At 70.2% G+C, this 15,388-nt stretch carries 12 protein-coding genes; 9 read left to right on the top strand and 3 right to left on the bottom strand.

The window, feature by feature from the left end; genetic code table 11:
* Positions 1-15: 15 nt before the first annotated feature.
* Positions 16-1,503, bottom strand: a complete 1,488-nt coding sequence (gatA, locus tag RISW2_RS07805; RefSeq protein WP_043768789.1) for an Asp-tRNA(Asn)/Glu-tRNA(Gln) amidotransferase subunit GatA — start codon at positions 1,501-1,503, stop codon at positions 16-18.
* Positions 1,500-1,787 (bottom strand): Asp-tRNA(Asn)/Glu-tRNA(Gln) amidotransferase subunit GatC, encoded by a 288-nt coding sequence (gene gatC, locus RISW2_RS07800; RefSeq protein ID WP_043768787.1) that lies wholly within the window; start codon positions 1,785-1,787, stop codon positions 1,500-1,502. Before gatC ends, gatA begins: the two co-directional genes overlap by 4 nt.
* 141 nt (positions 1,788-1,928) lie before the next feature.
* Here gatC and RISW2_RS07795 point away from each other — a divergent pair, with 141 nt between their 5' ends.
* The 4 genes from RISW2_RS07795 (at position 1,929) to RISW2_RS07780 (ending at position 6,981) form a co-directional block, all read left to right on the top strand.
* The gene (locus tag RISW2_RS07795) at positions 1,929-2,624 is read left to right on the top strand and encodes a metal-dependent hydrolase (protein ID WP_043768784.1); all 696 of its coding nucleotides are present in this window, start codon (positions 1,929-1,931) and stop codon (positions 2,622-2,624) included.
* Between the two features lie 74 nt (positions 2,625-2,698).
* Positions 2,699-3,703 carry a hypothetical protein gene (locus RISW2_RS07790; protein ID WP_043768782.1) on the top strand — a complete coding sequence of 335 codons (1,005 nt, stop codon included), beginning with the start codon at positions 2,699-2,701 and terminating at the stop codon, positions 3,701-3,703.
* A gap of 70 nt (positions 3,704-3,773) precedes the next feature.
* Entirely contained in the window at positions 3,774-5,075 is a 1,302-nt protein-coding gene (locus RISW2_RS07785) for an O-acetylhomoserine aminocarboxypropyltransferase/cysteine synthase family protein (RefSeq protein ID WP_043768780.1), read from the top strand.
* A 298-nt stretch (positions 5,076-5,373) separates the two neighbouring features.
* Positions 5,374-6,981 (top strand): PRC-barrel domain-containing protein, encoded by a 1,608-nt coding sequence (locus RISW2_RS07780; protein WP_043768778.1) that lies wholly within the window; start codon positions 5,374-5,376, stop codon positions 6,979-6,981.
* A gap of 84 nt (positions 6,982-7,065) precedes the next feature.
* On the opposite strand, the gene guaB is transcribed toward RISW2_RS07780, so the two are convergent.
* The gene (gene guaB / locus RISW2_RS07775; RefSeq protein ID WP_043768776.1) at positions 7,066-8,514 is read right to left on the bottom strand and encodes an IMP dehydrogenase; all 1,449 of its coding nucleotides are present in this window, start codon (positions 8,512-8,514) and stop codon (positions 7,066-7,068) included.
* Positions 8,515-8,755: 241 nt separating this feature from the next.
* Between guaB and RISW2_RS07770 the strand changes: the two genes are divergently transcribed.
* The 5 genes from RISW2_RS07770 to RISW2_RS07750 all read left to right on the top strand — a co-directional run bounded on the left by RISW2_RS07770 (position 8,756) and on the right by RISW2_RS07750 (position 15,296).
* A complete protein-coding gene (locus RISW2_RS07770; RefSeq protein WP_043768773.1) occupies positions 8,756-9,904 on the top strand; it encodes a CaiB/BaiF CoA transferase family protein in 1,149 nt (382 codons plus the stop codon).
* Between the two features lie 51 nt (positions 9,905-9,955).
* Entirely contained in the window at positions 9,956-11,563 is a 1,608-nt protein-coding gene (locus tag RISW2_RS07765) for a peptide chain release factor 3 (RefSeq protein WP_043768772.1), read from the top strand.
* 75 nt (positions 11,564-11,638) lie between these two features.
* Positions 11,639-13,390: a glycosyltransferase family 2 protein gene (locus tag RISW2_RS23450; RefSeq protein ID WP_051491861.1), complete on the top strand. Its 1,752-nt coding sequence runs from the start codon at positions 11,639-11,641 to the stop codon at positions 13,388-13,390.
* Positions 13,387-14,322 carry a glycosyltransferase family 2 protein gene (locus tag RISW2_RS07755; protein ID WP_051491860.1) on the top strand — a complete coding sequence of 312 codons (936 nt, stop codon included), beginning with the start codon at positions 13,387-13,389 and terminating at the stop codon, positions 14,320-14,322. The genes RISW2_RS23450 and RISW2_RS07755 overlap by 4 nt, the downstream gene beginning before the upstream one ends.
* Entirely contained in the window at positions 14,319-15,296 is a 978-nt protein-coding gene (locus RISW2_RS07750; RefSeq protein WP_051491859.1) for a glycosyltransferase family 2 protein, read from the top strand. Before RISW2_RS07755 ends, RISW2_RS07750 begins: the two co-directional genes overlap by 4 nt.
* Positions 15,297-15,388 lie beyond the last annotated feature (92 nt).

The following is a 15,388-nucleotide window of genomic DNA, read 5'->3' as shown; positions in this document are numbered from 1 at the left end:
CCGGTCGGGCGGCCGTTACCACCATTTCTCGGGTCTGGCCGTGAAACCCGCCGCACGTTCGAGTGCATATGCCGTGTTGAGGAGGTCGCCCTCCTCCCACGGCCGGCCGATGAGCTGCAGGCCGAGCGGCAGGCCGCTGCGGTCCTGGCCGGCGGGCACCGAGATCCCCGGCAGTCCGGCAAGGTTCACCGTGACGGTGAACACGTCGTTGAGATACATGGCGACCGGATCGGCCTCCGTCATCTCGCCGAGCCCGAACGCGGCAGAGGGCGTCGCCGGCGTGAGGATCGCGTCGACCCCCTCGGCGAAGGCGTCCTCGAAGTCCTTCTTGATCAGCGTGCGCACCTTGCGGGCCCGGTTGTAATACGCGTCATAGAAACCGGCGGACAGCACGTAGGTTCCGACCATCACGCGGCGTTGAACCTCGGGGCCGAACCCCTCGGCGCGCGTCTTCTCGTACATCTCCACGATGCCGTCGCCCTGCGCGAGCTTGGCGCGGTGGCCGTAGCGGACGCCATCATAGCGCGCGAGGTTCGAGGACGCCTCGGCGGGCGCGATCACGTAGTAGCAGGGCAGCGCGTACTTCGTGTGTGGCAGCGAGATGTCCACGATCCGCGCGCCCGCATCCTCGAGCATGCGCCGGCCCTCGGCCCAGAGCGCCTCGATCTCCTCGGGCATGCCGTCCATGCGGTATTCCCGCGGGATGCCGATGGTCTTGCCGCGGATGTCACCGGTCAGCATCGCCTCGAAATCCGGAACCGGCAGGTCGGCGGAGGTCGAATCCTTGGGGTCGTGCCCGCACATTGCCTGAAGCACGATCGCCGCGTCGCGCACGTCGCGCGTCATCGGCCCCGCCTGGTCGAGCGACGACGCGAAGGCGACGATGCCCCAGCGCGAGCAGCGCCCGTAGGTCGGCTTGATGCCGGTGATGCCGGTAAAGGCGGCCGGCTGGCGGATCGACCCGCCCGTGTCCGTGCCCGTCGCGGCAAGGCACAGCCCCGCGGCGACCGCCGAGGCGGAGCCGCCCGACGACCCGCCGGGGGTCAGCTCGGTCGCCTCGTTGCCGCGCCGCCAGGGGTTCACCGCGTTGCCGTAGACCGAGGTCTCGTTCGACGAGCCCATGGCGAACTCGTCCATGTTGAGCTTGCCCAGCATGACCGCGCCCGCGTCGAAGAGCTGCTGGGTCACGGTCGACTCGTATTCCGGCACGAAGTTCTCGAGGATCCGGCTCGCAGCCTGGCTCGGCACGCCCTTGGTGCAGAAGAGGTCCTTGATCCCCATCGGGATGCCGCAGAGCGCGGGAGCGTCGCCCGACCGGATGCGCTTGTCCGCCTCGGCGGCCATCTCCTGCGCCCGCTCGGGCGTGCGGTGCACGAAGGCGTTCAGGGCCGAGGCACCCTCGATCGCCGAAAGGCACGCCTCGGTCAGTTCCGCGCTCGTCACCTTGCCCGCGCGCAGTGCGTCGCGGGCCGCGGCGACCGTCATCGAGGTCAGATCGCTCATTCCACCACCTTCGGGACCGCGTAGAAACCTTCGCGCGCATCGGGCGCGTTCGACAGGACGGACCCGGCGTCGCCGCCATCCGTCACGGTGTCGTCGCGCCGCTTGAGCCGCATCGGCGTCACCGACACCATGGGCTCGACGCCGTCGACGTCGACCTCGCTCAGCTGCTCGATGAACCCGAGAATGGTGTTGAATTCGCCGGCCAGGGCCGGGAGCGCGTCGTCGTCCACCCGGATCCGGGCGAGCTTGGCGACCCGCGCGGCGGTCGCGGTGTCGATGGACATGTCTGTGACCTCTGTGCAAGCCGTCTCTCGTATCAGGCCCCGCGTTTAAACCCGCCCGCGTCCGCCCGCAAGCCGCTGTGCCCTAGACCCGCCCCGCGTTCGGCCTAGGCTGCACTGCCGAAGCGAAAAGGAGGCATGTGCATGAAGATCATCTGGCTCGGACACGGGTCCTTCCGCATCGAGATCGCGGGCGAGGTGCTGCTCGTCGACCCGTGGATCGAGGGCAACCCCGTCTTTCCCGAGGACCGCCGCGACGACGCCCTGCGTGGCGCCACGCAGATCCTGCTGAGCCACGCGCATGGCGACCACGCCAGCGGTGCCGTGGCCATCGCGCGAGAGACCGGCGCGCCGATCAACGCGATCCACGAACTGGCCAACATCCTCGGCGAGGAGGACGGCGTGCAGACGCTGGGCTTCAACAAGGGCGGCACGATCGCGCTCGGCGACGTGAAGGTGACGATGGTGCACGCGACGCATTCCTCGTCGCTCGACTTCCGTGACGGCGGTCCGCGGGTCGCGGGCAGCGAGGCGGGCTTCATGATCGAGGGCGAGGGCCACACGATCTACTTCTCGGGCGATACCGACGTGATGGCCGACATGGGCGTGTTCAACGCGCTGCACGCGCCCGACATCGGCATCCTGAGCGCGGGCGGCCATTACACGATGGACATGCGCCGCGCGGCCTATGCGGCCAAGACGTTCTTCGACTTCAAGACCGTGATTCCCTGCCACTACAAGACCTTCCCTGCCCTCGCGCAGTCGGCGGAAGAGCTTGCGGCGGGTCTGCCCGGCGTGGACGTGATCGAACCCGAGGTGCTGGTCGCCATCGAGATCTGACCCGCAGCCCGCCGTTTCCCCCGCCCGCGCGCGGCGCTAGGCTGCGCGCGGCACGGGGTACGGCGGGAGAGGACATGTCCGGGACCGACACATCGCGCGACGGCGGCTTCGATGTCGTCGTCGTGGCACAGGCGGGGCGGCTGCAATACGAGGCGGCGCTGCTTGCCCTGTCCCTGGCCGACAGCGGCACGTCGTCCTCTGTCCGGCTGCTCGTCGCCGAACCGCAGCCCGGGCCGCTCTGGCCCGACGACCCGCGCGTGGCGCCCGAGCCGCGCGCGCTGATCGAGGAGGCGGGCGGCACCTTCGTGCCGTTCGACAGCAGGCATTTCGGCGCGGCCTATCCCTATGGAAACAAGATCGAGGCGCTCCAGGCGCTGCCCGAAGGCCGTCCCTTCCTGTTCCTCGACACCGACACGCTGGTCACCGGGCCGCTCGACGCCGTGCCCTTCGATTTCGACCGGCCGTCCGCGTCGCTGCGCCGCGAGGGGACCTGGCCCCGGATCGAGCTCTACGGGCCGGGCTACACGCAGATCTGGCGCGCGCTCTACGACCGCTTCGGGCTCGATTTCGAGAGCTCGCTCGACCCCGCGTGGCCCGACGAGTACTGGCAGCGCTACCTCTACTTCAACGCCGGAGCGTTCTACCATCGCAGCCCGCGGGACTTCGGCCGGCTCTTTCTCGAGACCGCGCTTTCGATCCGCGACGATCCACTGCCCGAGCTCGTGTGCCAGAGTCTAGATCCCTGGCTCGACCAGGTGGCGCTGCCGCTCGTGATCCACGGGCTGGGCGGCGGGCGCGACGCGCTCGAACCGGGCTGGATCGACGGGCGGACCACCTGCCATTACCGCACGCTGCCCCTTCTCTACGCGCGCGAGGACGACCGCGTGGTCGAGACGCTGGAACGCATCGCCGCTCCCAACCGGGTGAAACGGGTCCTCAAGGCGCACGAGCCGATGCGCCGCATGGTGTACCAGGGCCGCGGGGCCAGGGCGCGCGCGCTTTTCGACCGTGACGCGCTGCCGCGCAAGGAACAGGCGATCCGCAATCGGCTGAAGCGCGAGGGACTCTGGATGCGCTGACGGCCGCGATGGACGCCCCCGCCGTCAGCGGCTAGCGTCGGCCCCGGACAGGACCCCGAGGGAGGACAGCATGACCGATACTCCGCGCTACGGCTTCGACACGTTGCAGATCCATGCCGGCAGCCGGCCCGACCCGGCCACCGGCGCGCGCCAGACACCGATCTACCAGACCACCGCCTACGTCTTCCGCGACGCCGAGCACGCGGCGGCGCTTTTCAACCTGCAGGAAGTGGGTTTCATCTACTCGCGGCTCACCAACCCCACCGTGGCGGTCCTGCAGGAGCGCATGGCGACGCTCGAGGGCGGCGCCGGCGCGGTCTGCTGCTCGTCCGGGCACGCGGCGCAGATCATGGCGCTCTTCCCGCTCATGGGACCGGGGCGCAATATCGTCGTCTCGACCCGGCTCTACGGCGGGTCGGTCACGCAGTTCTCGAACACCATCCACCGTTTCGGCTGGCGCGCGACCTTCGTCGACTTCGACGACATGGACGCGGTCAAGGCGGCCATCGACGAGGACACGCGGGCGATCTTCTGCGAATCGATCGCGAACCCGGGCGGCTACGTCACCGACCTGGACGCGGCCGCGAAGGTCGCCGCCGAGGCGGGCCTGCCGCTCATCGTCGACAACACCTCGGCCACGCCGTATCTCTGCCGCCCGATCGAGCACGGCGCGACGCTCGTCGTGCATTCGATGACCAAGTTCCTGACCGGCAACGGCACCGTCACCGGCGGCTGCGTGGTCGATGCGGGCACGTTCGACTGGTCGGCCTCGGACAAGTTCCCCTCGCTCAGCGCGCCCGAGCCCGCCTATCACGGTCTCAAGTTCCACGAGACGTTCGGGCCGCTGGCCTTCACCTTCCACGGCATCGCGGTCGGTCTGCGCGACCTCGGCATGACGCTGAACCCCCAGGCCGCGCACTACACGCTCATGGGGATCGAGACGCTGTCGCTGCGTATGCGCAAGCACGTGGAGAACGCCGAGAAGATCGCGGCCTGGCTTGAGGGACACGAGGCCGTGGCGGCGGTGACCTATGCGGGCCTTCCCTCCTCCCCGTGGCACGACCGGGTCGCGCGGATCTGCCCCAAGGGCGCGGGCGGGCTCTTCACCGTGACGCTCAAGGGCGGGTACGACGCCTGCGTGCGGCTGGTCGACGGGCTCGAGCTCTTCAGCCACGTGGCCAATCTCGGCGACACGCGGTCGCTCATCATCCATTCGGCCTCGACCACGCACCGGCAGCTCACCCCCGAACAGCAGAAGGCGGCCGGTGCCGCGCCCGACGTCGTGCGCATCTCGATCGGGATCGAGGATGCCGACGACCTGATCCGCGACCTCGATCAGGCTCTCACCAAGGCCCACCGCGCCGCTGCGTGAGCCGCCCGCACGTCCGGATCCCGGTCCGGGCGTGCCGTCCCGCGAATTTTTTCGGCACCTTCGCGCCGATCGGCCAAGGAACTTTTCCGGCCCCCGCGCTGCGCCCCCCAACGCGGCGAAATGCCACGTGTTTTTCGACGCACAGACACCGTGCATCGGCGGCCCGATATCGCATTGGCGCGGCTAAACCACGGGTTTTTCGAGAATCTTTTTTGGACCTTCATGCAAGAATGGGCGGAACATCGCCAGTCTGTCCTTGTTGGCCGAGCGTAACCAAAATGGACGAAGGAGCCGCACCATGACGCTCAAGGGTCTTCTGCTGACCTCGGCACTGACGCTTCCGGCATTTGCCGGACCGGCACTTGCCCAGCAATCCGACACACCTTGCGACGACCTGTCCGCGATGATCGAGGACGGTCTGCCCGAGGGCGTGTCGATGACCGAGCAGGACCTGCGCGCCGTCGTCGAAGACGGCGACGCCGAGGCCTGCGAAACGCGCCTGACGACCATCGAGCAGGCGCAGGCCGACACCGACATGTCGGGCGACGCCGCGCAGGCCGAAGCCGATGCCGAAGCGGAAGGCCAAGTGGCCGAACGCGAGCGGACCACGGTCCAGATCGACGAGGAACGGGTGGTCGAGGGCGTCGTGCGCCTCGAGCGCGAATCCCCGCAGGTGGACGTCGAGGAAGGTCAGGCGAACGTGACGGTCCGCGGCGGCGAGCCCGACGTGACCGTGTCGCAGCCCCGCCCCGAGATCACCGTGCGCCATCCGCAGGCGACCGTGACCATGGAGATGGCGCAGCCCACCGTGACCATCGACCAGCCGGCGCCCGAGATCATCATCACGATGCCGGACCCGAATGTCGACGTGGCCAACGCCGAGCCCGAGGTGGAGGTCCAGCAGTCCGAGCCGAACATCACCGTGAGCCAGGCGCCGCCGCAGGTGGACCTCGATCTGCGCGTGGTCGAGAACGCGGACGCATCCGGCAGCGGCGTGCAGGTCGAGGACGCACAGTCCGGCTCGACCTACTCGACCGGCGAGGCGCAGGAGCTGCAGCCGCTCGACGACGCCCAGGTGCAGGTGACGCGGTCCGACCCCCAGGTGACCTACGAGCAGGCCTCGAACGAGCAGGACGGCGAGGCCACGTCCGGCAACGTGACCATCGAAGGCGGCGGCGAGCCCACCGTGAACTTCGAGCAGTCCGAGCCGAACGTCGAGTTCCGCATGACGGGCGAGCCGCAGATCCAGTTCAACCAGTCGGGCGAGCCGCAGGTCACGTTCCAGACCGCCCAGTCGGGTGAGCAGGACGACCAGGCGCAGAACATGCAGGGTCAGGACAGCCAGTCTGACGACATGCAGTCGGCCGAGACCGGCGCGCAGGACGCCCAGTCCGACGAGATGCAGAGCGCGGACGCCGAGACCGACGCGGCGCAGTCCGGCGAGCAGTCGGGCGACATGCAGGCATCGGAGACGGGTGGCGGGGACTCCCAGTCGAGCGACATGCAGATGGCCGACGACGCGGAGGGCACCGACACCTCCGAGCAGTCGGGTGACATGCAGAGCGCCGATGCGACGGCCGGCACGACGACCGGTCCGGACCTGCAGGTCGACGGCTACGAGGCCGTGCCGGCAGCCGACATCTCGAACGACCGCCTGCAGGGCGGCGCGCTCTGGAGCGAGAACAACGAGCGGATCGGCGACATCGAGGAGCTGATCACCGACGAAGGCACCGGGCTCCAGCGCATCGTCGTGGGCGTCGGCGGCTTCCTCGGCCTCGGCGAACGTCAGGTCGCGCTCGATCTGGACGAGATGCAGGTCATGCAATCGTCCGAAGGGGACGACGTCCGCATCTACACCGACATGACGCGCGAAGAGCTCGAGAACATGGAGCGCTACGAGGGCTGATCGCGCCCCGGCGCGACATTCCCCCAAAAACGTCGACCCGCCGCGCATGGACGCGGCGGGTCGTTTCCGTTCCGGAGACCGGGTTCAGCCGATGCGGTAGTTCGGGCTTTCCCGCGTGATCGTGACGTCGTGCACGTGGCTCTCGCGGAGGCCCGCATTGGTGATGCGCACGAACGAGCAGTTGCGGCGCATCTCCTCGACGGTCGCGCAGCCGGTATAGCCCATGGCGGCGCGCAGGCCGCCCACGAGCTGGTGGATCACCGCGCCGGCGGACCCCTTGTAGGGCACCTGCCCCTCGATCCCCTCGGGCACGAGCTTGTCCGAGGCCGCGTCCTTCTGGAAGTAGCGGTCGGCGGACCCGCGCGCCATGGCGCCGAGCGAGCCCATGCCGCGATAGGCCTTGAAGGACCGGCCCTGGTAGAGGATGACCTCGCCCGGGCTTTCGTCGGTGCCCGCGATCATCGAGCCCACCATGGCGCAGGACGCGCCGGCAGCGATGGCCTTCGCGAAGTCGCCCGAGAACTTAATGCCGCCGTCGGCGATGACCGGCACGTCGCCCGCGGCCGCGACGCAGTCCATGATGGCGGTCAACTGCGGCATGCCGACGCCCGCGACCATGCGCGTGGTGCAGATCGAGCCGGGGCCGATTCCGACCTTTACCGCGTCCGCGCCCGCGTCGATCAGCGCGCGGGTCGCCTCGGCGGTGGCAACGTTGCCCGCGACCACCTGCACCTCGTTCGACAGCCGCTTGGCGCGGGTGACCGCCTTGGCGACGCCGTCGCTGTGGCCGTGCGCGGTGTCGATCACGATCATGTCGACGCCCGCGTCGACCAGCGCCTCGCTCCGCTCGAAGCCCGCGTCCCCCACGGTCGAGGCGGCGGCGACGCGCAGCCGGCCGAGGTCGTCCTTGCAGGCGGTCGGGTTCAGGACCGCCTTCTCGGTGTCCTTGAGCGTCAGGAGCCCGGTCAGCCGGCCCTCCCGGTCGGTCACGAGCAGCTTCTCGATCCGCCGCGCCTTCATCAGGCTCTTGGCCTCTTCGCGGTCGGCGGGTTCGCGCAGGATGGCGAGATTCTCGGAGGTCATCATGACGCGCACCGGCGTCTCGTCCGAGGTGGCGAAGCGCATGTCGCGGTTCGTCACGATGCCCACCACGCGGCCCTTTTCGTCGACGACCGGGAAGCCCGTGAAATTGTAGCGCTCGATCAGCGCCTTGGCGTCACCGAGGGTCTGGTCGGGCGTCAGCGTCACCGGGTTGTAGACGATGCCCGATTCGAAGCGCTTGACCCGGCGGACCTGCCGCGCCTGTTCGTCCACGGTCAGGTTGCGGTGGATCACGCCGATGCCGCCCGCCTGCGCCATGGTGATGGCCATGCGGCTCTCGGTGACCGTGTCCATGGCCGAGGACATGAGCGGGATGTTGAGGTCGATGGTCCGAGACGCCCGCGTGCGCGTGTCGGCGGTGGACGGCAGCACGCTGGAGGCTGCCGGTACGAGCAGGACGTCGTCGAAGGTGAGCGCCTCGCGAATCTCCATGAAATCGCCTTTCGGGTGGGAGCGTCGTTTGGCACGTCCCTATTGCACGCACGCGCGGCAAAGGAAAGGGGACGCGGCCGCTCACCCCGGCAGTCCCGCCATGCGTGTGCGCCGGCCGGGCGCGGCACCTATGACGCGGTCGCCGCCCGGTATCGCCGCGTTGCGGAATTGCGCCTTGCGCGCATGGGGGCAACCGCGTTCACCATCGCGCAGGATTCAGGACCAAGCAGCGGAGGACCCGATGCCCCTGCCCCTCGCCGGCCTCGTCGTTCTAGACCTCACCCACGTGCTCGCGGGGCCGTTCGCGTCCTTGACGCTCGGCGATCTCGGCGCGCGGATCATCAAGGTCGAGAAACCCGGGACCGGCGACGACACCCGCGCGTTCCCCCCCTTCACAAAGGGCAAGAGCGCCTATTTCGCCGCGATCAACCACGGCAAGGCGTCGATCGCGCTCGACCTCAAGGGCGAAGCCGACCGCGCGATCTTCGAGCGCCTGCTGGAGCGGGCCGACGTGCTGCTCGAGAACTTCCGCCCGGGGGTGATGGAACGGCTGGGCTACGGCTGGGACAGCCTGCATGCGCGCTATCCGGGCCTGATCTACGGCGCGGTCTCGGGTTTCGGCCATACCGGGCCCGAGGCGCGGCGGCCGGCCTACGACATGGTGGTGCAGGCGCGCGGCGGCGTCATGTCGATCACCGGCGAGGACGGGCGCGACCCGGTGCGGGTCGGCGCGTCGATCGGCGACATCGTCGCGGGCATGTATCTGACGCAGGGCGTTCTGGCGGCCCTCGTCGACCGGGCGCGGACCGGCCGTGGGCGCAAGGTCGACGTGGCCATGCTCGACGCGCAGCTCGCGATCCTCGAACACGCCATCGCCATCACCTCGGCCACCGGCAAGCCGCCGGGGCCGACCGGGGCGCGCCACCCCTCGATCGCGCCGTTCGAGACCTTCCACGCCTCGGACGGGCTCTTCGTGATCGCCGCCGGCAACGATGTCCTCTTCGAGAAGCTCTGCATCACGCTGAACCTGCCCCTGGCGGACGACCCGCGCTTTGCCACGAATCCGGCGCGCGTCGAACATGCGCGGCTCCTCAAGCGGCTGATCGAGGCGGTGACGCTCGGCGACACGCGGGCGCACTGGATCGCCCGGCTGCAGGCGGCGGGCATCCCGACGGGGCCGATCCAGAACGTGGCCGAGGTCATGAAGGACCCGCAGATCGTGGCGCGGAACATGGTGGTGGACGTGCTCGACCGGAACGGGCGGCAGGCGTTCAAGGCTGCGGGCAACCCGATCAAGATGTCCGATGCCGAGGACCGGACCGCGCGCGGACCCGCTCCGGAGCTCGACGGCAACCGCGGCGAGATCCTGCGCTGGCTCGACGGAGGCTGAGACGCGCGCGGGCGATTGCGGCGTGCCCGGCGCACCGCTATATCGCGCGCCATGCAACAGGCCGCCCCGAACCGCCCCGCCCTGCCGCCCGAGATCGCCCGGCGCCGCACCTTCGCCATCATCTCGCATCCGGATGCGGGCAAGACCACGCTGACCGAAAAGTTCCTGCTGTTCGGTGGCGCCATCCAGATGGCCGGCCAGGTCCGCGCCAAGGGCGAAGCCCGCCGCACGCGCTCGGACTTCATGGCAATGGAGAAGGAGCGCGGGATCTCCGTCTCGGCCTCGGCCATGTCGTTCGATTTCGGCGACTTCCGCTTCAACCTCGTGGACACCCCCGGCCACTCGGACTTTTCCGAGGACACCTACCGCACGCTGACCGCGGTCGACGCGGCGGTCATGGTCATCGACGGCGCCAAGGGCGTCGAGAGCCAGACCCAGAAGCTGTTCGAGGTCTGCCGCCTGCGCGACCTGCCGATCCTGACCTTCTGCAACAAGATGGACCGGGAAAGCCGGGACACGTTCGACATCATCGACGAGATCCAGGAAAACCTCGCCATCGACGTGACGCCCGCCTCCTGGCCGATCGGCATGGGCCGCGACTTCGTCGGCGCCTACGACATGCTGAACGACCGGCTCGAGATCATGGACCGCGCCGACCGCAACCGCGTGGCCGAAAGCATCAAGATCACGGGCCTCGACGACCCGAAGCTTGCGGAGTGCGTGCCCGCGAACCTCATCGACCAGCTGCGCGAGGAGATCGAGATGGCGCGCGAGCTCCTGCCCGCGCTCGATCCGAAGGCGGTTCTCGAGGGCCACATGACGCCCATCTGGTTCGGCTCTGCCATCAATTCCTTCGGCGTGAAGGAGCTGATGCAGGGCATCGGCGCCTACGCGCCCGAGCCGCAGCCCGCCCGCGCCGAGCCGCGCGAGATCGCGCCCGAGGAAAGCAAGGTCACGGGCTTCGTCTTCAAGGTGCAGGCGAACATGGATCCCAAGCACCGCGACCGCGTCGCGTTCGTCCGGCTCGCCTCGGGCCATTTCGAGCGCGGGATGAAACTGACCCACGTCCGCACCAAGAAGCCGATGACCGTCTCGGCGCCGGTGCTGTTCCTCGCCGCCGACCGCGAACTGGCCGAGGAAGCCTGGGCCGGCGACATCATCGGCATCCCGAACCATGGCCAGCTGCGGATCGGCGACACGCTGACCGAGGGCGAGACGCTGAAGGTCACGGGGATCCCGTCCTTCGCCCCCGAGCTTCTGCAGGGCGTGCGCGCGGGCGACCCGATGAAGGCCAAGCACCTCGAGAAGGCGCTGATGCAGTTCGCCGAGGAAGGGGCCGCCAAGGTGTTCAAGCCGCAGATCGGCTCAGGCTTCATCGTGGGTGTGGTGGGCGCGCTGCAGTTCGAGGTGCTGGGCGCGCGGATCGAGCAGGAATACGGCCTGCCGGTGCGATTCGAATCGACGCAGTTCACATCGGCCCGCTGGGTGTCGGGCGCCAAGCCCGCGGTCGAGGCCTTCGCCGCGCGCAACATGCAGCACATGGCGGCCGACAATGACGGCGACCTCGTCTACCTCACGCGGATGCAGTGGGACATCGACCGCGTGGTGCGCGACCACCCCGAGATCACCCTGTCGGCGACCAAGGAACTGATGGTCTGAGGGCGGGGGCACACGCCCCCGTCCCGCCCACGCGCCGCCTTGTTTGGGCCGGATCGCTGCGGCACTCTGCCCGCCATGACGCATCCGAGCGAGACCGGCACAGCCGCCATCGACACGTTTCTCGCGCTGTGGGAAGCGCGGCGCGACCCGTTCGCGCCGGCCCCGGGGGAAGGCCTGCCGCCTGCCGATGCCGACCTCGCCGCGCTCGTCGCCCCGCGCGTGGGCGACCCCGACGCGGACCCGGCCGAGGCGCCGCCCTTCCGGTCGGATTTCCACCGCAAGCGCCACGCGCTGCGCCGCGCCTTCACGGGCCAGAGCGAACTCGCCTTTCTCAACGCGTTCCTGATCGCCCACCTGCGCAAGCGGTCGTGGCCGGACGAGGCGCCCGTGCTCTTCCGCCGGATCTGGGCCGAACAGGCCGGGCCCCTCCTCGACAGCCTCGATCCGCGCTGGCTCGTCTCGTCGATGGCGACCTTCGGCGACCACGGCGCGACACCGCGGGAACGCAGCCTCGGGCTGTCGCTGCACGCGCTCTTCTCGACGATGAAGATCTACGAGAGCGAACGGCTTTATTCCGGCTTTCCGCCCGAGCGCGCCTTTGCCATCGGCGACATGGCCAAGGCCACGTTGCCGCTCGAGATGGACGGCGTGTCGCTCACCTCGAGCGGGATCGACGCGAACCTGCTGGCGCGACTCTGGTCGGAAGCGTCCGAGGACGCGGTCGCAGGACCCCTCGCCCGCGCGCTGCTCGAGCGCGTCGTGGAGGACGAGCGCTCGGTGTTCCGTCGCCTCGCGACCATGCGCCAGCGCCGCGCGCGCAAGATCGAGAGCGACCGTTCGGGCCCCCTGCCCAACGTCGCGCCGGCGCCGTTCCGCGCCCACGCGCAGGACGCGCAGGCCCTGCGCTGGGGCCTCGTGGCGACGGCCAAGGCCCCGGCCGCGGCGATCCTCCGCTTCGTCGCGCATCACCTCGATTGCGGCGCGACGGGGATCCGGCTCTACCTCGACGCCCCCAATCCCGAGGCCGAGGCGCGGCTCGCGGCGCATCCGCGGGTCACCACGATCCGCTGCGACGACGCCTACTGGCAGGCGCGCGGCGTGCAGCGCCCCGAGGAACACCAGCTGCGGCAGGTGGTGAACGCCACCCATGCGATGGAGGCAACGGCGGACACGTTCGACTGGATCGGTCACGTGGACGTGGACGAGATGCTCCTGCCGGCGCGGCCGGTGGCCGAGGCCCTGGCGGCGCTGCGCTCGGGCATCGCGGTCGCGCGCATGGTGCCGGCGGAACTCCTGTCGCGGCGGGACGGGACGGTCAGGCATTTCAAGCTGCCGCGAAACGCAGACCTGCAAGGCCGCGACGTGCTGCGCGCGCTCTACCCGACCTTCGGCGACCACCTCGAACACGGGTTCCTCAGCCACACGAACGGCAAGATCTTCGTCCGCACGGGCATTCCCGACGCCAAGCTCGGCATCCACCGGCTGCGCTGGCAGGGCCGCGGGGTCACGAACCGCGCGCTGCTTGCGGGGGTGCATGTGGGCCACCTGCACGCTCCGAGCTTCGAGGCCTTCCGGGCGCATCTGGATTTCCGGCGCGCCCGCGGCTGCTACCGGCCGAAACGGCGCGACCGGGCGCCGATGCCGCTGCACGAGCTTCTCGACTTCCTCTCGACGCAGGAGGGCGACGCGGGTCTGCGCCAGTTCTACGACGAGGTCTGCAGCGACCGCGACGATCTGCGCGCGACCCTCGCGGCGCAGGGCCTGCTCCTGTCCCACCCGCTCGACCTCGAGGGCGCGCTGGCGCGCCATTTCCCGGACGCCGCATGACGCGCTGGGGCCTCGTTTCGACCGTGCGGGCGCCGGCGGCCGATATCGCGCGGTTCGCGGCACACCACCTCGCGCTCGGCGCGGCCGAGCTGCACCTCTACCTCGACGCGCCCGATCCGGCGACGATCGCGATGCTCTCGGCCGATCCGCGGATCACGGCCGTGGCCTGCGACGACGCGTGGTGGGCCACCCGGCGGCGGCCGCGGATGGCGGCGCACCAGCTGCGCCAGCTGCACAACGCGACGCTGAGCTACCGCGCGGTGGCGGGCCGGCTCGACTGGCTCGGGCACATCGACGTGGACGAGTTCCTGCTGGCCGAACGCCCGGTGGCCGAGGCGCTGGACGCGCTGCCGCCAGAGGCGGAGTTCGCGCGGATCCTGCCGGCCGAGCTCCTGGCGCCAGAGCCCGGCGCGCAGCCCCGGCATTTCAAGCGGGCGCCGCGGCACATGGGCGTGTCGCGCCAGGTGCTGCAGGACATCTACCCGACCTTCGGGATGCACCTGCGCGAGGGGTTCCTGTCCCACAGCGCCGGCAAGGTCTTTGCCCGCCCCGGCCGGCCCGGCACCCGGCTCGGCGTGCACACGCTGCGCCGCGACGGCGCCGCGCTGCGCACGCCCTTCCGGCTGGCCCACGTCCTTCTCGGCCATGCCCACGCGCCGAGCTGGGATCTGTTCGAGCGGCATTTCGAGTTCCGTCGCACGCGCGGCTCCTACCGGCCCGACAGGTCGTCGGGCGGCCGCCTCGGGCGCGGCGACATCCTCGCCCTCGTGCACGAGACGGAGGGGATGGCGGGCCTGCGCGCGTTCTTCGACGAGGTGTGCCGCGACCATCCGGAACTCCGCGCGCGGCTCGATGCGCACGGGCTCCTGCACGTGCACCCGCTCGATCCCGGCCCGGCGGCCGCGCGCCTCTTCGGGCGGGCGGCGGCATGACGCGCTGGGGCCTCGTCGCGACGGTCAGGGCGCCGGTCGACGAGATCGCGGCCTTCGCGGCCTGGCACCTCGAGCTCGGCGCGCACCGCGTGCATCTCTATCTCGACGACGCGGACGCGGACCAGGCGGCGATCCTGTCGGCGCATCCGCGGCTCAGGGTGACGGCCACCGACACGCGCTTCTGGGACAGGCGCGGCGGGCGGCCCGACATGCACCAGGTGCGGCAGGGCGCCAACATGCGCCATGCGCTCAACCGGCGCGCCGAGACGGACTGGCTCGCGCATATCGACGTGGACGAGTTCCTGATGCCGGAAAGCCCCGTCGCCGACCAGCTGGCCGCCCTGCCCGCCTCGGCGCTCTGCGCCCGCGTCCGGCCGATGGAGGCACTCGCGCCCGGCGCGGGCGACCTGCCGGGCCTGCGGTCGTTCAAGCGGCTGCACCTCGACCAGCGCGCCCGCGCACGCGCGACGCGGGCCTGTTTCCCGCGCTGGGCCGACCACCTGTCCGGCGGATTCCTGAGCCACGTCGCGGGCAAGCTGTTCGTGCGCACCGGCATTCCCGGGCTCAGGGTGCGCATCCACAACGCCATTCTCGACGGCGTGCAGAACCCGGGCGAGGTCGCGCTGGCCGGGACGGCGCTCGCCCACCTGCACGCGGACAGCTGGGACAGGTTCCACGCGGCCTACCGGTTCCGGCGCGACCGCGGATCCTACCGCGCCGACCTGAAACCGCAGGCCCGCGGCGCCGGCGCGCTGTCGCTGCACGACCTTTTCACCCGGATCGAGGCCGAGGCGGGCACCGCCGGGCTGCAGGCATTCCACCGCGAGGTGGCGACCGCGACGCCGGAACTCTGCGCGGCGCTCGCGGCCGAAGGGCTCCTGCACCGGGCCGCGCTCGACCTCGACGCGGCACGCCTGCGGCACTTTCCCGCCTCCCGCGGCGCACCTTGCGGCATGCAGAGCGGGTCAGATTGACCCAAGCCACGGATTCCGCTAAAAGTCGCGCACCGGTGGCGGACTTTTGCCGCCGCAAGGCCGTGTGGGCCTTGGAAACGACGAAGACGTGC

Source organism: Roseivivax isoporae LMG 25204 (assembly GCF_000521865.1).
GTDB classification, from domain to species: Bacteria; Pseudomonadota; Alphaproteobacteria; order Rhodobacterales; family Rhodobacteraceae; genus Roseivivax; species Roseivivax isoporae.
This window is presented reverse-complemented; position numbering and strand designations above follow the sequence as displayed.

Coding starts and splice junctions, on each gene's coding strand:
- gatA (WP_043768789.1), bottom strand. CDS start 1,503: ATGAGCGATCTGACCTCGATGACGGTCGCCGCGGCCCGCGACGCACTG.
- gatC (WP_043768787.1), bottom strand. CDS start 1,787: ATGTCCATCGACACCGCGACCGCCGCGCGGGTCGCCAAGCTCGCCCGG.
- RISW2_RS07795 (WP_043768784.1), top strand. CDS start 1,929: ATGAAGATCATCTGGCTCGGACACGGGTCCTTCCGCATCGAGATCGCG.
- RISW2_RS07790 (WP_043768782.1), top strand. CDS start 2,699: ATGTCCGGGACCGACACATCGCGCGACGGCGGCTTCGATGTCGTCGTC.
- RISW2_RS07785 (WP_043768780.1), top strand. CDS start 3,774: ATGACCGATACTCCGCGCTACGGCTTCGACACGTTGCAGATCCATGCC.
- RISW2_RS07780 (WP_043768778.1), top strand. CDS start 5,374: ATGACGCTCAAGGGTCTTCTGCTGACCTCGGCACTGACGCTTCCGGCA.
- guaB (WP_043768776.1), bottom strand. CDS start 8,514: ATGGAGATTCGCGAGGCGCTCACCTTCGACGACGTCCTGCTCGTACCG.
- RISW2_RS07770 (WP_043768773.1), top strand. CDS start 8,756: ATGCCCCTGCCCCTCGCCGGCCTCGTCGTTCTAGACCTCACCCACGTG.
- RISW2_RS07765 (WP_043768772.1), top strand. CDS start 9,956: ATGCAACAGGCCGCCCCGAACCGCCCCGCCCTGCCGCCCGAGATCGCC.
- RISW2_RS23450 (WP_051491861.1), top strand. CDS start 11,639: ATGACGCATCCGAGCGAGACCGGCACAGCCGCCATCGACACGTTTCTC.
- RISW2_RS07755 (WP_051491860.1), top strand. CDS start 13,387: ATGACGCGCTGGGGCCTCGTTTCGACCGTGCGGGCGCCGGCGGCCGAT.
- RISW2_RS07750 (WP_051491859.1), top strand. CDS start 14,319: ATGACGCGCTGGGGCCTCGTCGCGACGGTCAGGGCGCCGGTCGACGAG.